Source organism: Arthrobacter sp. PAMC25284, from assembly GCF_019443425.1.
GTDB lineage: Bacteria > Actinomycetota > Actinomycetes > Actinomycetales > Micrococcaceae > Arthrobacter > Arthrobacter oryzae_A.
Genome location: NZ_CP080382.1, coordinates 70,186 through 85,524, shown reverse-complemented (window position 1 = coordinate 85,524; position 15,339 = coordinate 70,186). Strand labels below are relative to the sequence as shown.

The window sequence follows — 15,339 nt, the reverse complement described above, 5'->3', positions numbered from 1 at the left end:
AGGTGGAGACCTGTTGGTGAGACCTACGTCGGTGCCTATAGCATAAGCGGATATTCGCATTTGCCACCCCGGGCACATCTGTCACTTGTTTCACAGTGTCAACGCGCTTATTTCCCGTCAGTTTTTGCGCAGGAACAACGCACCGTTTCCCTCCGGGAATACCCCGTGAAAGACTTTCCCGCGTGCCTCCCCCCTATACCGCCGTGATCTCCGCAGCCCGAAAGGTCTTTGCCGTCACGGTCGGAGCATTCCTGCTGTGGCTGATCGTCGCCGTGCAGCTCTTCGTCAACACGGATCCGCTGACCCTGCACCGGACGGAGGCCGTGATCATGCTGGGTGGTGCCGCCTCGGAGCGGCTCCCCGCGGCCCGGCAGGTCCAGGAAAAACTGGGCATTCCCGTCCTGGTCCTGTCCCAGACAGATACGTTGGGCAACCGGATTGCCGACGCCGCGTGCGGCACGGCAACGTTCCCAAATCCGTCACTGCTGTGCTTCCGGCCCCCGGAGCTCGATACGCGGGGCGAAGCGCGGGCCATTTCCCGGCTCGTGGAACTCAACGGCTGGACGTCGGTCACGGTGGTGACCTCCAGCTACCACGTCACGCGGGCCGGGCGGCTGATCCGGCAGTGCACGGGCGCCGACGTGCAGATGGTGGCCTCGCATCCGGACCTGTCCGCGGGGCAATGGCTGCGGCGGTTCGTCATCGAATCCGGAGGGCTCCTGGACGTATCCCTTCGCCCCGAATGCCCCTAACAGCGGCCGGGAATGTAAGAATTGAAGTCCGCCCGGCTGAAGCCGTCAACCGGCGGAACGATTTGCTGAGGCCAGGAGGACCACCCGTGGAAGAACCTGCCAACGCCACGTTCCGGCCGCCCGCCGCCCCGCGGCACCTGCGCCGCCGCCGCCTGCGCGAGGACATTCCGGACACGTTCCTGGTTCCAAGTGCCGCACCGGTTCTGCCAGCTGCGCCACAGGCCGGATCAGCGGCGCCGCAGGCCGGTCCAGCGGCACCGGTTGCGGCGGTGGCGCCGCAGTCAGGACCAACGCCACCACAGCCGGCCGAAGAGCCGCCGGGAGCGGTGCCGGAAGTGGCACCGCCGTCAGCAGACGAAAATCCCGCCAATGCCGTGCAGTTCCGCCCGCCTGAGCGCGCCACGACGACCTACCGTCGCAAACGGCGGGTCGCCATGACAATCCTGATTCTCGTTTCTGTCAGTATTCCCTTGCTGATCCTGGCGCTCATCCTCAGCGCCTGAAGCCGCGCCCTGGGCCTGAGCACCGTGCCTGCACCCGGCGGTCAGTGCATTCCGCCCCGCGTCGCGTAGCCTTGACTGGAGAAAAGCCCATCGATTAGTCAGGGGAACCCTCCATGCCAAGCATCATGCCCATCTACGGGACGCGTCCGGAAGCCATCAAGATGGCGCCGATCGTCCTTGCTCTCCAGGAATCACCCCTCTTTGACTGCATTGTCACCGTCACCGGCCAGCACCGCGCCATGCTTGACCAGGTCAACGACCTCTTCGGCATCACGCCGGACCATGATCTGGACATCCTGCAGCCGGGACAGTCGCTGTCGGCGATCATGACGCGCACCATTGACGGCCTGGAGAAGCTCTTCGCCCACACGAGGCCGGACGCCGTCGTCGTCCAGGGTGACACCACCACGTCCACGGCCGGCGCCATCGCGGCGTTCTACCACGGCATCCCGGTGGTACACGTGGAAGCCGGCCTTCGCAGCGGGGACATGCTTTCGCCGTTCCCGGAAGAAGCCAACCGGAAAATAACGAGCCAGATTGCCAGCCTGCATCTCGCCCCCACCCGGACCAGCCGGGCGAACCTGCTTGCCGAGAATGTCCCGGCCACGGACATCGCGGTCACCGGTAACACCGTGATCGACGCCCTCCTCACCACCGTCAGCAAGGAGGTCCCGTTCGAGGATCCGCGGCTTGAAGCTCTCGCCTCTGAGGGACGGAAGATCCTGCTGGTCACAACGCACCGCCGGGAAAACCAGGGCGAAGCGATGCGCGGTGTGGGCCGGGCGCTGGCGCGAATCGCCGACGCCGAACCGGATCTAGTGATCGTTCTGCCGATCCACAAGAACCCTGTGGTGAGGGACGCGGTCCTCCCCTTTGTGGAGACCAAAGCCAACGTGCTCGTTTCCGAACCGCTGGCCTACGGGGAATTCACCCGCATGCTGTCGATGGCCCACATCGTCCTGACGGATTCGGGCGGCGTCCAGGAGGAAGCCCCCAGCCTGGGCAAGCCCGTGCTGGTCATGCGGGAGAACACTGAACGCCCTGAGGCCGTCGAGGCCGGAACGGTTACCTTGATCGGCACCGACGAGAATAAGATCGTCTCGGAAGTGGACCGGCTGCTCCATGACCAGGCGCATTTCGATTCGATGGCCAACGCCGTTAACCCCTATGGGGATGGCAAGGCAGCAGCGCGGACAGTGGCGGCTATCGCCCAGCTGCTCGGAACCGGCTCACGCATCGGGGAGTTCGGCGAAGTCTAGCATCAAGCTTCCCACCGCCGCGACACCAGCGGGGTTTACGGGCCCTTCGCAGATGAGCGTGGTTAGAGGGGAGGGTTCTGAGACGGGCGCCGTGGCGGAGGCCGTTCCCGGTGCGGCGTGGTGCGGTGGGAAAGAGGCCAGGCTACCTTTGAATTGGTAGCGACCAAGCAAACCAATACCAAAAGAGACCCTGACATGACTAACTCTATGTCTTGTTCCGATGGCCGTTGGTGCACGCGCGCGGATGTGCTGCTCGGTGTCGAGGGCATCCACGTCAGCTCCGTCACGACATCCGGGACCGGCCTGGTTCGGCGCACCGAAACCGGGGAAGACATCATCGGCTGCCCCGACTGCGGCGTTGTCGCTATCGGCCATGGCCGCCGGCAGGTGCGGCTCCATGACATTCCCTGTTTCGGCCGTCCGGTGCGATTGCTGTGGGCCAAGCGTCTCTCGCGGTGCCTGGACCCGGGCTGCCCAAGGACCACGTTCAGCGAAGAGCACCCGCTGGCCGGTCCCCGGACGAAACTCACCGCCCGCGCCGTGAACTGGGCGACCGATGCGCGCCAGCATTTCGACACGTCGGCCTCGGCCCTGGCACACCAGCTTGGCGTTTCCTAGCACTCCGCCTGGGACGCCACCAAGGCAGAAGCTACCCGCCGCATCGGGAGCGCCGATCAGCTCGCCGGCGCGAACGCCCTCGGCGTCGACGAACATGTCTGGTCCCACACCGGCCCGCCCGGCACCGGTATGGTCACCGGCATCGTTGACCACACCCGGACGCCCACGGCGTCATCCACGCCCGGCTGCTGAACCTCGTTCCGGGCCGGTCCGGGAAGGCCTACCCGGCTCTCCGTGGTTGGTGCATTCGGGTTCGTGTCTTTAGACGTGAGGGGCCCGTAGCCCTGTTGTGATGGATGTTCTTGACGCATTCATCGATGACAGGACTACGAGCCGTGACCGAGCTTACTTCCCGGTGCCCTGACGCTGCCACCGCCATGTTCAACCTGCCTGACTACCTTGTTCTTTCAACCGAGATTCTGGGCTTCGGCCAGCGCAGAATCCTGGTCGAGAGCATCGTCGAATCCGGGTGCCCTGACTGCGGTGTGATCGGCACCCGGCGGCACTCACGGCGCCTCCAGCGGGTCCGTGACATTCCCGTCGCCGGGCCGGTGGAGGTCATCTGGTCCAAGCGACGGTTCTTCTGCGATGAATCCGAATGCCCCCGGAAGACGTTCTTCGAAGCCACCCCCAAGGTCCCGCGCCTGGCCCGTTCCACCCGCCGGCTGCGGGACATGCTCGTCTCCGCGGTCATTGATTCCAGCCGCGCCGCCACTGAAGCCGCCGCGGCGCATGGGGTCTCGTGGTGGCTGGTCCAGCGGGCCCTGAACATGGCGGCCACCAGGCTTCCGGACGTCGACAAGCTGCGTCCCCGGATGCTGGGCATCGATGAGCACCGGTTCCGTTCCGTCCGGTTCTTCAAGGATCCCGAAACCAATGCCTGGAAGCGATTCGAACCCGGGATGACTACCATCGTTGACCTGGACACGGGCCGGGTCCTCGGTGTGGTCGACGGCCGGGACCACCAGGGCGTCGGCGAGTGGCTCCTCGCCCGCCCGCTCGACTGGCGGTTCTGCGTGCAGGTCGTCGCCATCGACACGTCCGCGGCGTTCCGGAAAGCCCTGCGGATGTGGCTGCCCCGCACCGCCGTCTCGGTCGACGCCTTCCACCTGGTCCTGCTCGGGAACAACATGCTCACCGAAGTCCGGCAGCGACTGACCCAGGAAACCAAGGGCCGACGAGGATGCACCCCGGACCCGGTCTGGGCCAACCGCCGGCTGCTGCTCCGCGCCGGCGAGACGCTCTCGGGCCGGGGCAGTGACCGGCTCAAACAAGTCTTCGACCTCGATGACCCGACCGGCAAGCTGCAGGCGGCCTGGAACGTCAAAGAGCAGCTCCGCGCGATGTTGCGCACCGGCTCACTCGCCGACGCCGCGGCCGCGAAGCACCGGCCCCAGGAACTCGTCGAACACGCAGCCCAGCCCGAGACGACCAGGCTCTGGCGCACGGTCTGCCGCTGGTGGAAGGAAATCGAAGTACTCATCGTCACCGGCGCAACAACGGCGAAAGTAGCGGCGAACAATACGGCCATCAAGCACCTGAAACGGACCGGACGGTGATTCGTCAATAGCCGCAACAACACCACTCTCATTATGCTCAGAAGCGGCGCCAGAACGGCGGCCTGAACATCCACCGCACAGTGGAAATCACCACGAACCGCGGAGAGCCGCCTACCCTGACTGGCTCAAACGACCGCGGCACCGGGTTCACCGCCGGCATCAAGACAGCGGCGCTGGATCCTTTCCGCGGCTACGCCAACGCAATTCGTGACGAGCCCCCCGAAGCCATCACGGTCCTGGACGTTTTCCACGTCGTCAAACTGGCTTGTATCTCTTAAGTACCCCCTGTTGACGTGGGGTGGTCGTCGTTTACGGTGGCCTTGGGAGGGGCCGGGGTGGTTCCGGTTTTCGGCTGGGCATCATGGCCCGTGAAAGAGATCGTCACCCCCGGCCTGTCTTCCAAGCAGACCCGATTGAGGGAATTGGTGGCCGGAAGAGAACGGTGCGCAGCACCGGCTTTCGTCCGGGCAGGCACCGGATAACTCACAAGCGCGGGAACTGTATCCGACGCTTCCTCAGCAGTCGCGGGCGTGTGAGGGAGGTCGCCGTCGGCGCTCGGGTTAGCGCATGACGGTTCTCCCCAAGGATGGGGAAGCCCGGCCTGGTGACTCGGCTGGTGGACCGGCAACGACGGGTTGTCCCATCGCACGTATTCGATGCGAGGAGGAGAACCATCATGCAAAATCAGAATAAACCCGCGGAGATCATCCGGGCAGTAGCGGGTATCGACGCGGCCATCACGGCACGGCACCATATCGCGGTCCGGGAGTTTTTCGATGACGGAACTGAACACCTGAGCCGTTTCACGGTCGACCCGACACTGGCCGGGTTGGAGAGGCTCTCGGCGCGGCTGGCCGCAGTTCCAGCGCCGCTAACGGCGGTTGTGGAACCGACATCGATGACCTGGCTGGCGCTGGCCCTCGCGGTCGAACGGGCCGGCGGCCAGATGGAAATGATCGGCGCCCGCCACTCCTCGCGGTTGCGCGGAGCCATCATGGGCAAGAATAAATCCGACGTCATCGACTCCGAGGTCCTCACCCACGTCGGGGAGATCTTCGACCCGCCACCGCTGGTCCTGGCATCCCCGGGACAGCTGGCGCTGCGCCGGGCCGTGGTCCGCCGGGCCGGCGCCGTCATTGACGGCAACCGCTACTGGCGGCGACTTCTGTCGCTGGCACGGTGGGCCTTTCCCGATGTGTGGACCGCGTTCGCCGGATCCGAGCCGACAGCACTGGCCGTGCTCGGCCGTTGGCCCCACCTCCGGTCCCTGGCATCGGCACGCGCTGCGACCCTGACCGCTGTGGTCGCCGAGCACACCCGTGGCGTCGCCGACACACCCTCCCGCGCCACCGCGATCAAGGCCGCGGCCCGGGGATGGGCGGATTTCTGGGACGGGCACCTGGACCTGGACGCGCTGGCCGTCGATGTCACCGAGCACCTCGCTGACCTGCAGGAATCCCGGGCTAGGGTGGATCGCTTCACGTCGCATTCACGGCAGTGGTGGGAGCATCTCTACGGCGATGACCCGCTGACCCTGTCCCTGCCTGGCGTGGGCCCGGCAATCGGTCCTTGCATCCGCGCCTACTTCGGTGACGGATCCGGGTTCGACAGTGCCAAGAAGGCCGCGAACTATGTCGGCATTACCCCTTCGAACTGGTCCTCCGGGACGATGAACCAGTCGCGCCGGGCCATCAGCAAGGAAGGACCGGCGCCCCTGCGCCTGGCTTTCTACCAGGCCGGCAGCGTCGCCCGGACCATGGACCCGCAGCTGGCCGCATTCTATCACCGGCTGATGACCGAACGCGGCCACTGCCACACCCAGGCCACCATCGCGGTCGCCAGGAAACTCGCCGAAAGAACCTGGAAAACCCTCACCACCGGGCAGATGTATGAGCTCCGCGACGTCGAGGGGCAACCGGTCACCAAACGGGCCGCGAAAGAGCTCATCGCCTCCCGCTATACCGTCACGCCAAAACAGCGCACCCAGTCACGGTCCCACACGGTCGAAGCGAAACGGGCACGCCTGACGCGGTAGCTACCAGCACCCCACCGATACCGGACGACGCCAAGCCACAGACCGTGCTTTCGCCCCCCTCCACCAGCCTGGGCAACAGCGGGCCGGCAACGGGCCCTTCCGGGACGGACAGCTCTGCCGCCACCGCAGAACACAGGTGACGGTGCATTCAGCCTGCCTGCCGTCCAGAGCCAAAAAAGGCTTGACAAGCGTTAGGGAATCTCTCCGTGGTTCATGGTGAAACGGGTTCCGTGTCTTGAAAGCTGAAGGGCTCGTAGCCCTGCTGTGATGGATGTTCTCTACGCATTCATCAACCGTCAGGAGCTACGAGCCTTGATCGAGCCTACTGCCCAGCGTCCGGACGCTGCTACCGCCATTTTCAACCTGCCCGACTACCGCGTCACAGACGCCGAGGTCCTCGCCTTCGGGCAGCGCCGAATCAGTGTCGAAGCCACCGCCGAGGCCGGCTGCCCGTCCTGCGGCGTGATCAGCACCCGCGTTCATTCCCGCCGGTCTCAACGGCTGCGCGACATCCCCGTCGCCGGCCCAGTCGAAGTGATCTGGATCAAGCGGAGATTCTTCTGCGATGAGTACCTGTGCCCGCGCTGGACATTCACCGAGGAGACCGCCCAGGTCCCGCGCCGGGCACGGTCCACCCGCCGGCTCCGTGACGCCCTCGTAGCCGCCGTCATCGGATCCGGAAGAGCAGCCGCGGAGACAGCCTCCTCGTTCGGCGTCTCATGGTGGCTGGTCCAAAAGGCCCTGGACTCCGCGGCGCTGACGTTGCCTAATGTTGATGCCCTCGCCCCGCGGATGCGCGGCATCGACGAACACCGCTACCGTTCCGTTCGTTTCTTCCGCGACCCGGCCACCCAGGCCTGGAAACGCTATGAACCCTGGATGACCACCATCGTCGATCTCGACACCGGACAAGTTCTCGGGATCGTAGACGGCCGCGACAGCGAGGGCGTCGGAGAATGGCTCTTCGCCCGCCCACTTCAATGGCGCCTGGGCGTGCAGGTCGTCGCGATCGACCCTTCCGCCGCGTTCCGCAAGGCCCTGCGGATGTGGCTCCCGCGCACCGCAGTCTCGGTCGACGCGTTTCACCTCGTCAAGCTCGGCAACCACATGCTCACCGAAGTCCGGCAACGCCTCACCCAGCAGGTCCACGGCCGTCGGGGACGCTCCATCGACCCGGTCTGGGCCAACCGGCGACTGCTCCTGCGCGGCGGCGACACACTCTCGCACCGGGCACGACACAGGCTCAGCACCGTGTTCGCCACTGATGACGCCACGGGAAGACTGCAAGCTGCGTGGCTGGTGAAAGAGCAGCTCCGGACGCTGCTCGCCACCGGCTCTCTCGCCGACGCGGCCGCCGCGAAAGACCGTCTGCAGGGTCTGGTTGAGCGAGCCGAACAGCCGGAAACGAACCGGCTCTGGCGCACGATCTGCCGGTGGTGGAAGGAGATCGAAGTCCTCATAGTCACCGGCGCAACAACGGCGAAAGTCGAAGCCAACAACACCGCGATCAAACACATCAAAAGGACAGGCCGGGGATTCACCAACGCACGCAACTACAAAACGCGTATCCTGTTGCGCAGTGCCGCCAGAACAACGGCATGAACACCCATCACGGCAGAACATTCACCACGAACCGCGGAGAGCCGTCAAACTGGGATCAGCCATGGTCGACGAAGTCCGCCGCCCCGTGCAGCAAGGTACCCTCGGACACCGCGGTTGCAAGGGAGATCCGCTCTTTCGTGTCCGCAGGACCCTGAAGATCGGCGCCGAACATCTCTCCGACAAGCAGTCCGCCCGGCTGGATGCGAAACTCACCGCTGGGGACCCGGACCACGAAGTCACCCTGGCCTGGCCGTGCTACCAAAAGCTCCGCAACATCTACGACGCCAGACCGGAACGAGGCAGGAAACTCGTCAACGAAGTCATCGATTCATTCCCGACGTGCCCGATCCCGGAAGTCTCCCGGCTGGGGCCGCACACTCAAACAATGGAAAGCGATCATCCTCGCCTACTTCGACACAAACGGCGCCTCCAACGGACCCTCGGAAGCAATCAACGGCGTCATTGAAACCACCCGCCGAATCGCCAGAGTCTTCCGCAACTTCACCAACTACCGGCTCAGGTGCCTACTCGCAGCCGGCGGCCACCGCCCCTACCGAATCAAACACACCAACCATGCCTAGACGCGAAGGTTCACCAACCAGCTTCCTGCCGGCAGTTTCGAGGTCCTGACAGAGCGATCCTCGCTCTGCCAGGACCGAGGCATGAAATTCCCCGTCGACGGGCTCACCTGCGTCGAGAGTCCGCTTCTCTCGTCGGTAGGCTTTCAGGAGCTCAGATTGAAGCTATTGGATTTGACGTCCTGGAAAATGGCTGCCTCTATAATTCCTTAGTGCATTTCCAAGATGTCAATTTCCTCGCCGTCCAATTTACAGCCCGATCGCTAACGCCTCAAGAATTCCTTTAAAATGCGGTCTAAAGGCCGCCGACCAAGAGTGCGCTCTCCGTCTTTGATACCTCAGCGTGGCCTCTCCAGATGCCGCGGGTGTCGACGACGGCTTTCCCCTCAAGAAGCTCTTTAGAGATCTCCTTGAATTCATCATGGTCGACCAATACAAGTACGATGTCCGCGCAGTCGATGGCCGAGTGCACATCCATGAGCTGAATTTTCTGGCGGGTGTCGAGCGCGGCCGGCAAGTCACTGACGTGGGGTTCCGCTACGAGAATCTTAGCCTCAGGCAACGCATCTGCCAGTTGGCCGACGATACTGACAGCTGGAGATTCCCGAAGGTCATCGATGTTTGCCTTGAACGCGAGTCCAAGCGCCGCGATGACCGGCCGACGACCAAGTGTGGAAGCAGCTTCCTCAACCTTGCGAACAACCCAGTCAGGCTTCGAGTCGTTGGTAATCCTTGCCTGGCGGATAAGTCGGGCTTCCTCAGGAGCTGCCGCAACGACGAACCACGGGTCGACTGCAATGCAGTGCCCACCGACTCCGGGACCGGGCTGGAGGATATTGACGCGGGGGTGGTGATTAGCCAGGGAGATCAGTTCCCAGACATCAATTCCCAGTTTGTCCGAAATGATTGAAAGCTCATTCGCGAATGCGATATTTACGTCGCGGTATGAGTTTTCCACCAGCTTGGCCATCTCGGCGGTGGTGGCATCTGTCAAGAAGATTGCTCCCTGGCAAAAGACGCTGTAAAGGCCCTTCGCCATTTCGGCTGCACGTCGAGTGATCCCGCCCACGATGCGGTCGTTGGTGACCAGTTCGATCATGATCCTGCCGGGGAGAACCCGCTCTGGGCAGTGCGCAACATGGAGAAGTCCCTCGGGAGTTGAGCTCGCGGCGTCGTCCGTCCGAAGATCTGGGCGCAGACCGACGAGGTAGTCCGCAAGGTGCTGCGTGGCGCCGGGGGGTGAGGTTGATTCGAGAACCACAAGCTCTCCGCCGCGAAGCTTGGGAGCAATAGCCCGGGCAGCGGCCTCGACATAGGAAAGGTCCGCCGTCTTGTCTTCATTGAAAGGCGTCGGTACTGCGATGATGTAGGCCTCGGCCTCGGGCATTTCCAGCTGCGCGCGAAGGTTTCCCTGAGTCACCGCTCCAGCAACGTGAACTGCCAGATCAGGTTCAACGAACGGTACCTCGCCGCGATTAATAGCATCAATATTGTTGCGATTGACGTCGACACCGGTAACCCGCAGGCCGTTAGTGGCAAGGATTGCGGCAGTGGGCAAACCGATATAGCCCAACCCGACTACTGCAACGTTTTTAATCTTGGTTGACATTTCCGTTCCTCCAAATTGACACACGGTATGCCGCGTGAAAAATAAATTTCATTCTCTGAAAACTAGCAATTCAATTATCGAGGCGTCATCAGCTAATGCCTCGACGTCGCACACTCGCGGAGTGGAAACTCTTGACGGAATAGACCGCAAAACTGAGGCAGGTCCCCTGAAATGGCCCACGATCCCTGGCAGTCGACGCGCCAACGCTCAATTGTACGCGGAGCTTAGTGTGCCCGTTCGCCCCCCTCGAAATATGACATGCAAGCCGCCCCTAGACTACCAAGTCCTTGATAGGGCAGCCGAACCGGCCTTCAGCCCTATGATTTGGATCACATAACGTAAACCCCGCGCCGCCACTTTACCTGACCTGCTCAGGCGTTAGGTGCCGGGCGCCGGGTCCCCACCTGGCCGCGGAAGCTGTAGAAGTTGTAGTCAAAAGGGATGGTCTGATTCACAACAGGGGCTCCACCGTTTCCTCAATGATTCAATGCGGATGTCGCAGATGGATGGAATCAGCCGCGGCACGCTGGAGCGCGACGACGTCTGGAGGCCCCCATGGGCGCAGTACCCGTCCGGGCTTGTCTGTTCGAGCAGCATGACCCCGCGTTAAGACCGGCCGTCGGCGATCTTCAGCACTGGGCGAGCTCACCCCCGTGCTTCGTGCCGCGGAGCTGAAATTCCTCCGCCACAAGGCTCAGGAATGGGGATTCCTTATCTAACCGGTCAAATCCTTCTGACTGCATTCTCACTAAGCCAATTCCCCAGCTAACAAGTGCGTATTTGTGAACGCACTCACAAAACCCCGCACGTCCGTCTACGTGAGACAATGATGCCTAGCTATTTGCCGGCCCATGTTCGACCGCTCGTTCTCGCGGCTCCGGTCTGACATCTGTGACGGCAGTCGCCGAAGGCATATCACGGGAGGGACCAACACGTGGACCGCAGGATGTTCCTAGCGCTGCCGCTTGCGGCCGCCGCGGGCGCCCTGTCTGCATGTACGTCAACAGACGCGCCCCCACCGTCCATCACAACACTCCGGCCGGTTCCCACCGGCTCGCCGACCCCCTCCATTCGGCCGATCCCCTCTATCCCGCCGGGGGCACGCAAGGGCTTCGGCATATCGCTTTCTAGGCGAATTGCGCTTGAGCAGCTTAATTCGTTGGATCTGAGTTGGTTTTACAATTGGGGCGAGCGCTATCCGGCCGCACGGCCGGGCCCTGAATTCGTTCCTATGGTTTGGGGAAGCGGCAGCCTCCGCAGAAACGCCGTGGAGAGAATACAGTCGGAAATCCAATATTCCAGGGCAACCCAGCTCCTTGGATTCAACGAGCCGGACCATCGCGCGCAGGCGAACATGTCTGTCGACCAGGCGATCGACTTGTGGCCCCAGTTGGAGGCGGCAGGACTGAGGCTTGGCTCACCAGCTCCCGTCCAGGCCCTGGGCGATTGGCTCAAGGAGTTCATGGACAAAGCCGCGGCCAAGGACCTTCGCGTTGATTTTGTGGCTATGCATTCCTATACGCCCCCGAACCCGGACTCCCTGCTGAAGGCGGTGCAGAGCCTGCACGAGCGCTATGACAAGCCGGTATGGATCACTGAGTTTGCCGTGGCCGACTGGCAGGCCAAGGCCTCGTCTCCAAGCCGGTTCTCGGAGTCCGAGATCCTCACCTTTATGGAGGAAACCGTGGCTGGCCTTCGCGAAATGCCCTTTGTAGAGCGCTTCGCATGGAAGACCCGGGCCCATGACGATCCGATTATGGGGAAATCGGCGCTCTTCATGAAAGACGGATCGCTCTCCCCTACCGGCGAGCTGTACAAGTCTCTCTAGAGAAGCCCGGCGCCACCACACTCAGGATTGGCGCAGCATCCGCCGAGCAACCGAATCGCCGCAGCATGCCAGTGCTAATTCTTACTTGCGCCCGTCCGACCCAATGGTTTACCCGTTTCACATTACGGTGCATAAAGGTAGGTATTTATGGATGGCCGGAAATTTCTAGCCGTTCTGCTTGCAGCCATGGCCGGGCCGGGCCGGGCGCCCTTCTCGGAGCCTCAACGTCGGCTGGTACTACCGGTGAGAATCAACCTATTATCTCTCCTCGAATCCGCCCTTTATACCGATCATCAAGGACGCCCGGCGGCTGCTGGAGCTGGACGCCATCGGAAAGATGCAGGCCCAACTGGCCGAAACGAACGCCAAGTACCGCCTTGGCTTCCACGAGCCGGATCACAAGTCACAGGCCAACATGTCCGTTCACCAGGCCATCAAGCATTGACGCCAGCTGGAGGCCACCGGTCTGCGGCTTGGATCCCTGGCGACATTCAACCCGACGCGTCTCTGGATCGAGGATTTCATGAAGAAGGCCGGCCAGACCGGTGGGCGCGTGGATTTCATGACGATGCTCGTCTACGCCTGGCCTATCGCGGAGAGCTTCCTCGGCAAAGTCTCCGCCCTGTATGAAAAGTACGGAAAACCGATCTGGGTAACAGAGCCTGCAGTGGCTGACTGGGCTGCCACTAGATCGATTCCGCCACGGTAAGGCAGGAAAGAGACCGAGGAAATTATTCGGGAGACTGTGGCGGGGATGCGGGCCATGCCCTTCGTAGAACGTTTTGTCTGGAAGACCCGGTCCGCCACGGATCCGATCATGCGCTCGTCCGCCCTGCATCACAGGGCGGCATCCTGACCTCAACGGGAAGGCTCTGGGCCTCGCTCTAATTGGCCAGCAAACACATCAGCCCGCCTCCTCGGTGCAATCGCGCTGAGGAGCCGGGCTGAACTGTTTTGCACGGATAGTCCTACTGGGCCGCGGGAACCTCGAGCAGTTCGCTCTTGTGGCCGAGGGAAATGATGTCCCAGCCTGCCGCGGTCCACTTGTCGTGGTCCAAAACATTGCGCCCGTCGACGATCCGCTTGTGGGACACGACGGCGGACAGCTCTGCCGGGTCGATGCTCACGAATTCGGACCACTCGGTCAGGAGCATCACGAGGTCGGCGTCAGCGACTGCTGTCGCGAGGGCATCGACATAGTTCAGGCGCGGGTACCGCTTGGACGCATTGGCGTTGGCCGCCGGGTCGTAGACGCTGACGTCTGCGCCGCTGTTATAGAGCCGAGCAGCCACGTCCAGGGCCGGGGAGTCCCGGACGTCGTCGCTGTTGGGCTTGAAAGCGACGCCAAGGACGGCGACCTTCTTGCCTTCCAGCGAGCCGAGCAGGGTCTCGGCGACGTACACCGCGCGGTCCCGGCGGCGCAGGTTGACTTCGTCGACCTCGTTGAGGAAGCGCATGGTGCTGTCCAACCCCAGCTCGGAGACCCGGGCCCTGGAGGGCGCGGATGTCCTTGGGGAGGCAGCCGCCGCCGAAGCCGATGCCGGCGTTGAGGAACCGGCGGCCGATGCGGGCGTCGAGCCCGATGGCGTCGGCCAGGGTCCGGATGTTGCCGCCGACCGTCTCGGTCACCTCGGAGAAGGCATTGATGAAGGAGATCTTGGTTGCCAGGAAGGCGTTCGCGGCTACCTTGACCAGCTCGGCGGTCTCGAAGTCGGTGGAGATGAACGGGGTGTTGCGGCTGAGGGCGTCAGCGTAAACCTCCCGCAGGGTCTTTTCGGCGGCCTCGGAGTCAGTGCCGATGACCAGGCGGTCCGGACGCAGGGTGTCCTCCACTGCGAAGCCTTCGCGCAGGAACTCGGGGTTCCAAGCGAAGTTCACCGTGACGCCATCGCGGGATTCCTCGGCGACGACGCCCTTGAGGCGGCGTGCGGACCCAACGGGCACGGTGGACTTACCCACGATCAAGGCGTTCTTGGTGGCGGCTCGGGCAATGGCTGTGACGGAGGCATCAACGTAGGTCATGTCGGCAGCGTGCTCGCCGGCCCGCTGCGGGGTGCCGACGGCGATGAAGTGCACGTCGCCGAACGCGCCAGCTTCTTCGAAGGAGGTGGTGAAGCGCAGCCGGCCAGAGGCCGTGTGCTTGCGCAGGAGTTCCGGCAGGCCGGGCTCGTGGATGGGCAGTTCGCCACGGCTGAGGCTGTCGATCTTTTCCTTGTCGACGTCAACCCCGAGTACCTCGAAGCCGAGCTCTGCCATGCAGGCCGCATGGGTGGCGCCGAGATATCCGGTGCCGATCACAGTCATACGTAGTGTCATTGGGTTCCCCAGTAGCTGCAGTAAATTTCGTTGTCTTGGGCGCAGATGGCGCAACCAAACGGGTCTACTATATATCGGACGGCCCGGTTTCTTGTCCGCGTCTTGTCCCTGCGGTTCGGAACGAGTAGGGCCAGGCACGCATTGGCCAGAAGGCCGCAGTTCTGCTCGTTGCAGCGCTGCAGGCAAAAAGACTGTCCGCAAGGATGGGGTGTCGGCGCCGATCTCTTCCAGGACCCGGATGGCATCGGCTTGGAAGTGGGTTTGATGATCCGGGCCAGCACCAGAGATTCGAACACCTCGTCTCCGACTGTGTCGAATCCCAGTCGGGCGTACGCCTCGGCGAGGACTTTCCAGAGCGGCAGCGAAGCGGTCGTGACCACGCGCCCGCCGCCAACCGCGGCAGGCCACCAGGGCTGGCGATCGGCATCTGCCTGGCCGTGGTCCAGTCCGCTATGTCTTCGGTGCGGGCCTGGACCTAGTGCAGCCGGCCCAGATCCAGTGTCCTCTGGCCCGGGTGGAGCCTCTCGCGCGCGAGCTCCAGCAGCAGTTCCAGCTCGGCATCGGAGTGGGCCGATCCCAAATGATCGATCTCAACAACCCGGCCCCGGCCCTTCGCTACGACATGGACCGCGACAGCACCGGAGGCCGTAGTAATCTTGCGCACGAACTGCGAAACCATC

Annotated in this window: 12 protein-coding genes and 3 pseudogenes; 12 read left to right on the top strand and 3 right to left on the bottom strand. The window is 63.2% G+C overall.

The window, feature by feature from the left end:
• Nucleotides 1–182: 182 nt before the first annotated feature.
• The 10 genes and pseudogenes from KY499_RS00375 to KY499_RS18655 all read left to right on the top strand — a co-directional run bounded on the left by KY499_RS00375 (nt 183) and on the right by KY499_RS18655 (nt 8,909).
• Complete coding sequence (locus KY499_RS00375; RefSeq protein WP_258190872.1) at nt 183–752, top strand: YdcF family protein; 570 nt, start codon at nt 183–185, stop codon at nt 750–752.
• Between the two features lie 86 nt (nt 753–838).
• Nucleotides 839–1,255: a hypothetical protein gene (locus KY499_RS00370; protein ID WP_219886013.1), complete on the top strand. Its 417-nt coding sequence runs from the start codon at nt 839–841 to the stop codon at nt 1,253–1,255.
• Nucleotides 1,256–1,368: 113 nt separating this feature from the next.
• Nucleotides 1,369–2,514: a non-hydrolyzing UDP-N-acetylglucosamine 2-epimerase gene (gene wecB, locus KY499_RS00365; RefSeq protein WP_219886012.1), complete on the top strand. Its 1,146-nt coding sequence runs from the start codon at nt 1,369–1,371 to the stop codon at nt 2,512–2,514.
• 207 nt (nt 2,515–2,721) lie between these two features.
• A complete protein-coding gene (locus KY499_RS00360) occupies nt 2,722–3,132 on the top strand; it encodes a transposase family protein (RefSeq protein ID WP_219886011.1) in 411 nt (136 codons plus the stop codon).
• Between the two features lie 335 nt (nt 3,133–3,467).
• A complete protein-coding gene (locus KY499_RS00355) occupies nt 3,468–4,691 on the top strand; it encodes an ISL3 family transposase (RefSeq protein WP_258190871.1) in 1,224 nt (407 codons plus the stop codon).
• A gap of 80 nt (nt 4,692–4,771) precedes the next feature.
• Complete coding sequence (locus KY499_RS00350; RefSeq protein WP_219886010.1) at nt 4,772–4,969, top strand: transposase; 198 nt, start codon at nt 4,772–4,774, stop codon at nt 4,967–4,969.
• A 398-nt stretch (nt 4,970–5,367) separates the two neighbouring features.
• Nucleotides 5,368–6,726: an IS110 family transposase gene (locus KY499_RS00345; RefSeq protein ID WP_219886009.1), complete on the top strand. Its 1,359-nt coding sequence runs from the start codon at nt 5,368–5,370 to the stop codon at nt 6,724–6,726.
• Between the two features lie 312 nt (nt 6,727–7,038).
• Complete coding sequence (locus KY499_RS00340; protein ID WP_219886008.1) at nt 7,039–8,328, top strand: ISL3 family transposase; 1,290 nt, start codon at nt 7,039–7,041, stop codon at nt 8,326–8,328.
• A gap of 67 nt (nt 8,329–8,395) precedes the next feature.
• Nucleotides 8,396–8,794 (top strand): annotated as a pseudogene (locus KY499_RS00335) (transposase); the annotation flags it as partial.
• Nucleotides 8,724–8,909, top strand: a complete 186-nt coding sequence (locus tag KY499_RS18655; protein WP_375141152.1) for a transposase — start codon at nt 8,724–8,726, stop codon at nt 8,907–8,909. The pseudogene KY499_RS00335 and the gene KY499_RS18655, both read left to right, overlap by 71 nt.
• A 292-nt stretch (nt 8,910–9,201) precedes the next feature.
• On the opposite strand, the gene wecC is transcribed toward KY499_RS18655, so the two are convergent.
• A complete protein-coding gene (gene wecC, locus KY499_RS00330; protein WP_219886007.1) occupies nt 9,202–10,515 on the bottom strand; it encodes a UDP-N-acetyl-D-mannosamine dehydrogenase in 1,314 nt (437 codons plus the stop codon).
• Nucleotides 10,516–11,461: 946 nt separating this feature from the next.
• On the opposite strand from wecC, the gene KY499_RS00325 reads away from it, so the two are divergent.
• Nucleotides 11,462–12,343, top strand: coding sequence for a glycosyl hydrolase (locus KY499_RS00325; protein ID WP_219886873.1), 882 nt, complete (start codon nt 11,462–11,464; stop codon nt 12,341–12,343).
• A gap of 337 nt (nt 12,344–12,680) precedes the next feature.
• Nucleotides 12,681–13,052: pseudogene (locus KY499_RS17960) on the top strand (glycosyl hydrolase).
• Between the two features lie 259 nt (nt 13,053–13,311).
• On the opposite strand, the pseudogene KY499_RS00315 reads toward KY499_RS17960, so the two are convergent.
• Both KY499_RS00315 and KY499_RS00310 read right to left on the bottom strand, forming a co-directional pair.
• Nucleotides 13,312–14,659: pseudogene (locus KY499_RS00315) on the bottom strand (UDP-glucose dehydrogenase family protein).
• Between the two features lie 475 nt (nt 14,660–15,134).
• Complete coding sequence (locus KY499_RS00310; protein ID WP_219886006.1) at nt 15,135–15,323, bottom strand: hypothetical protein; 189 nt, start codon at nt 15,321–15,323, stop codon at nt 15,135–15,137.
• Nucleotides 15,324–15,339: the final 16 nt, after the last annotated feature.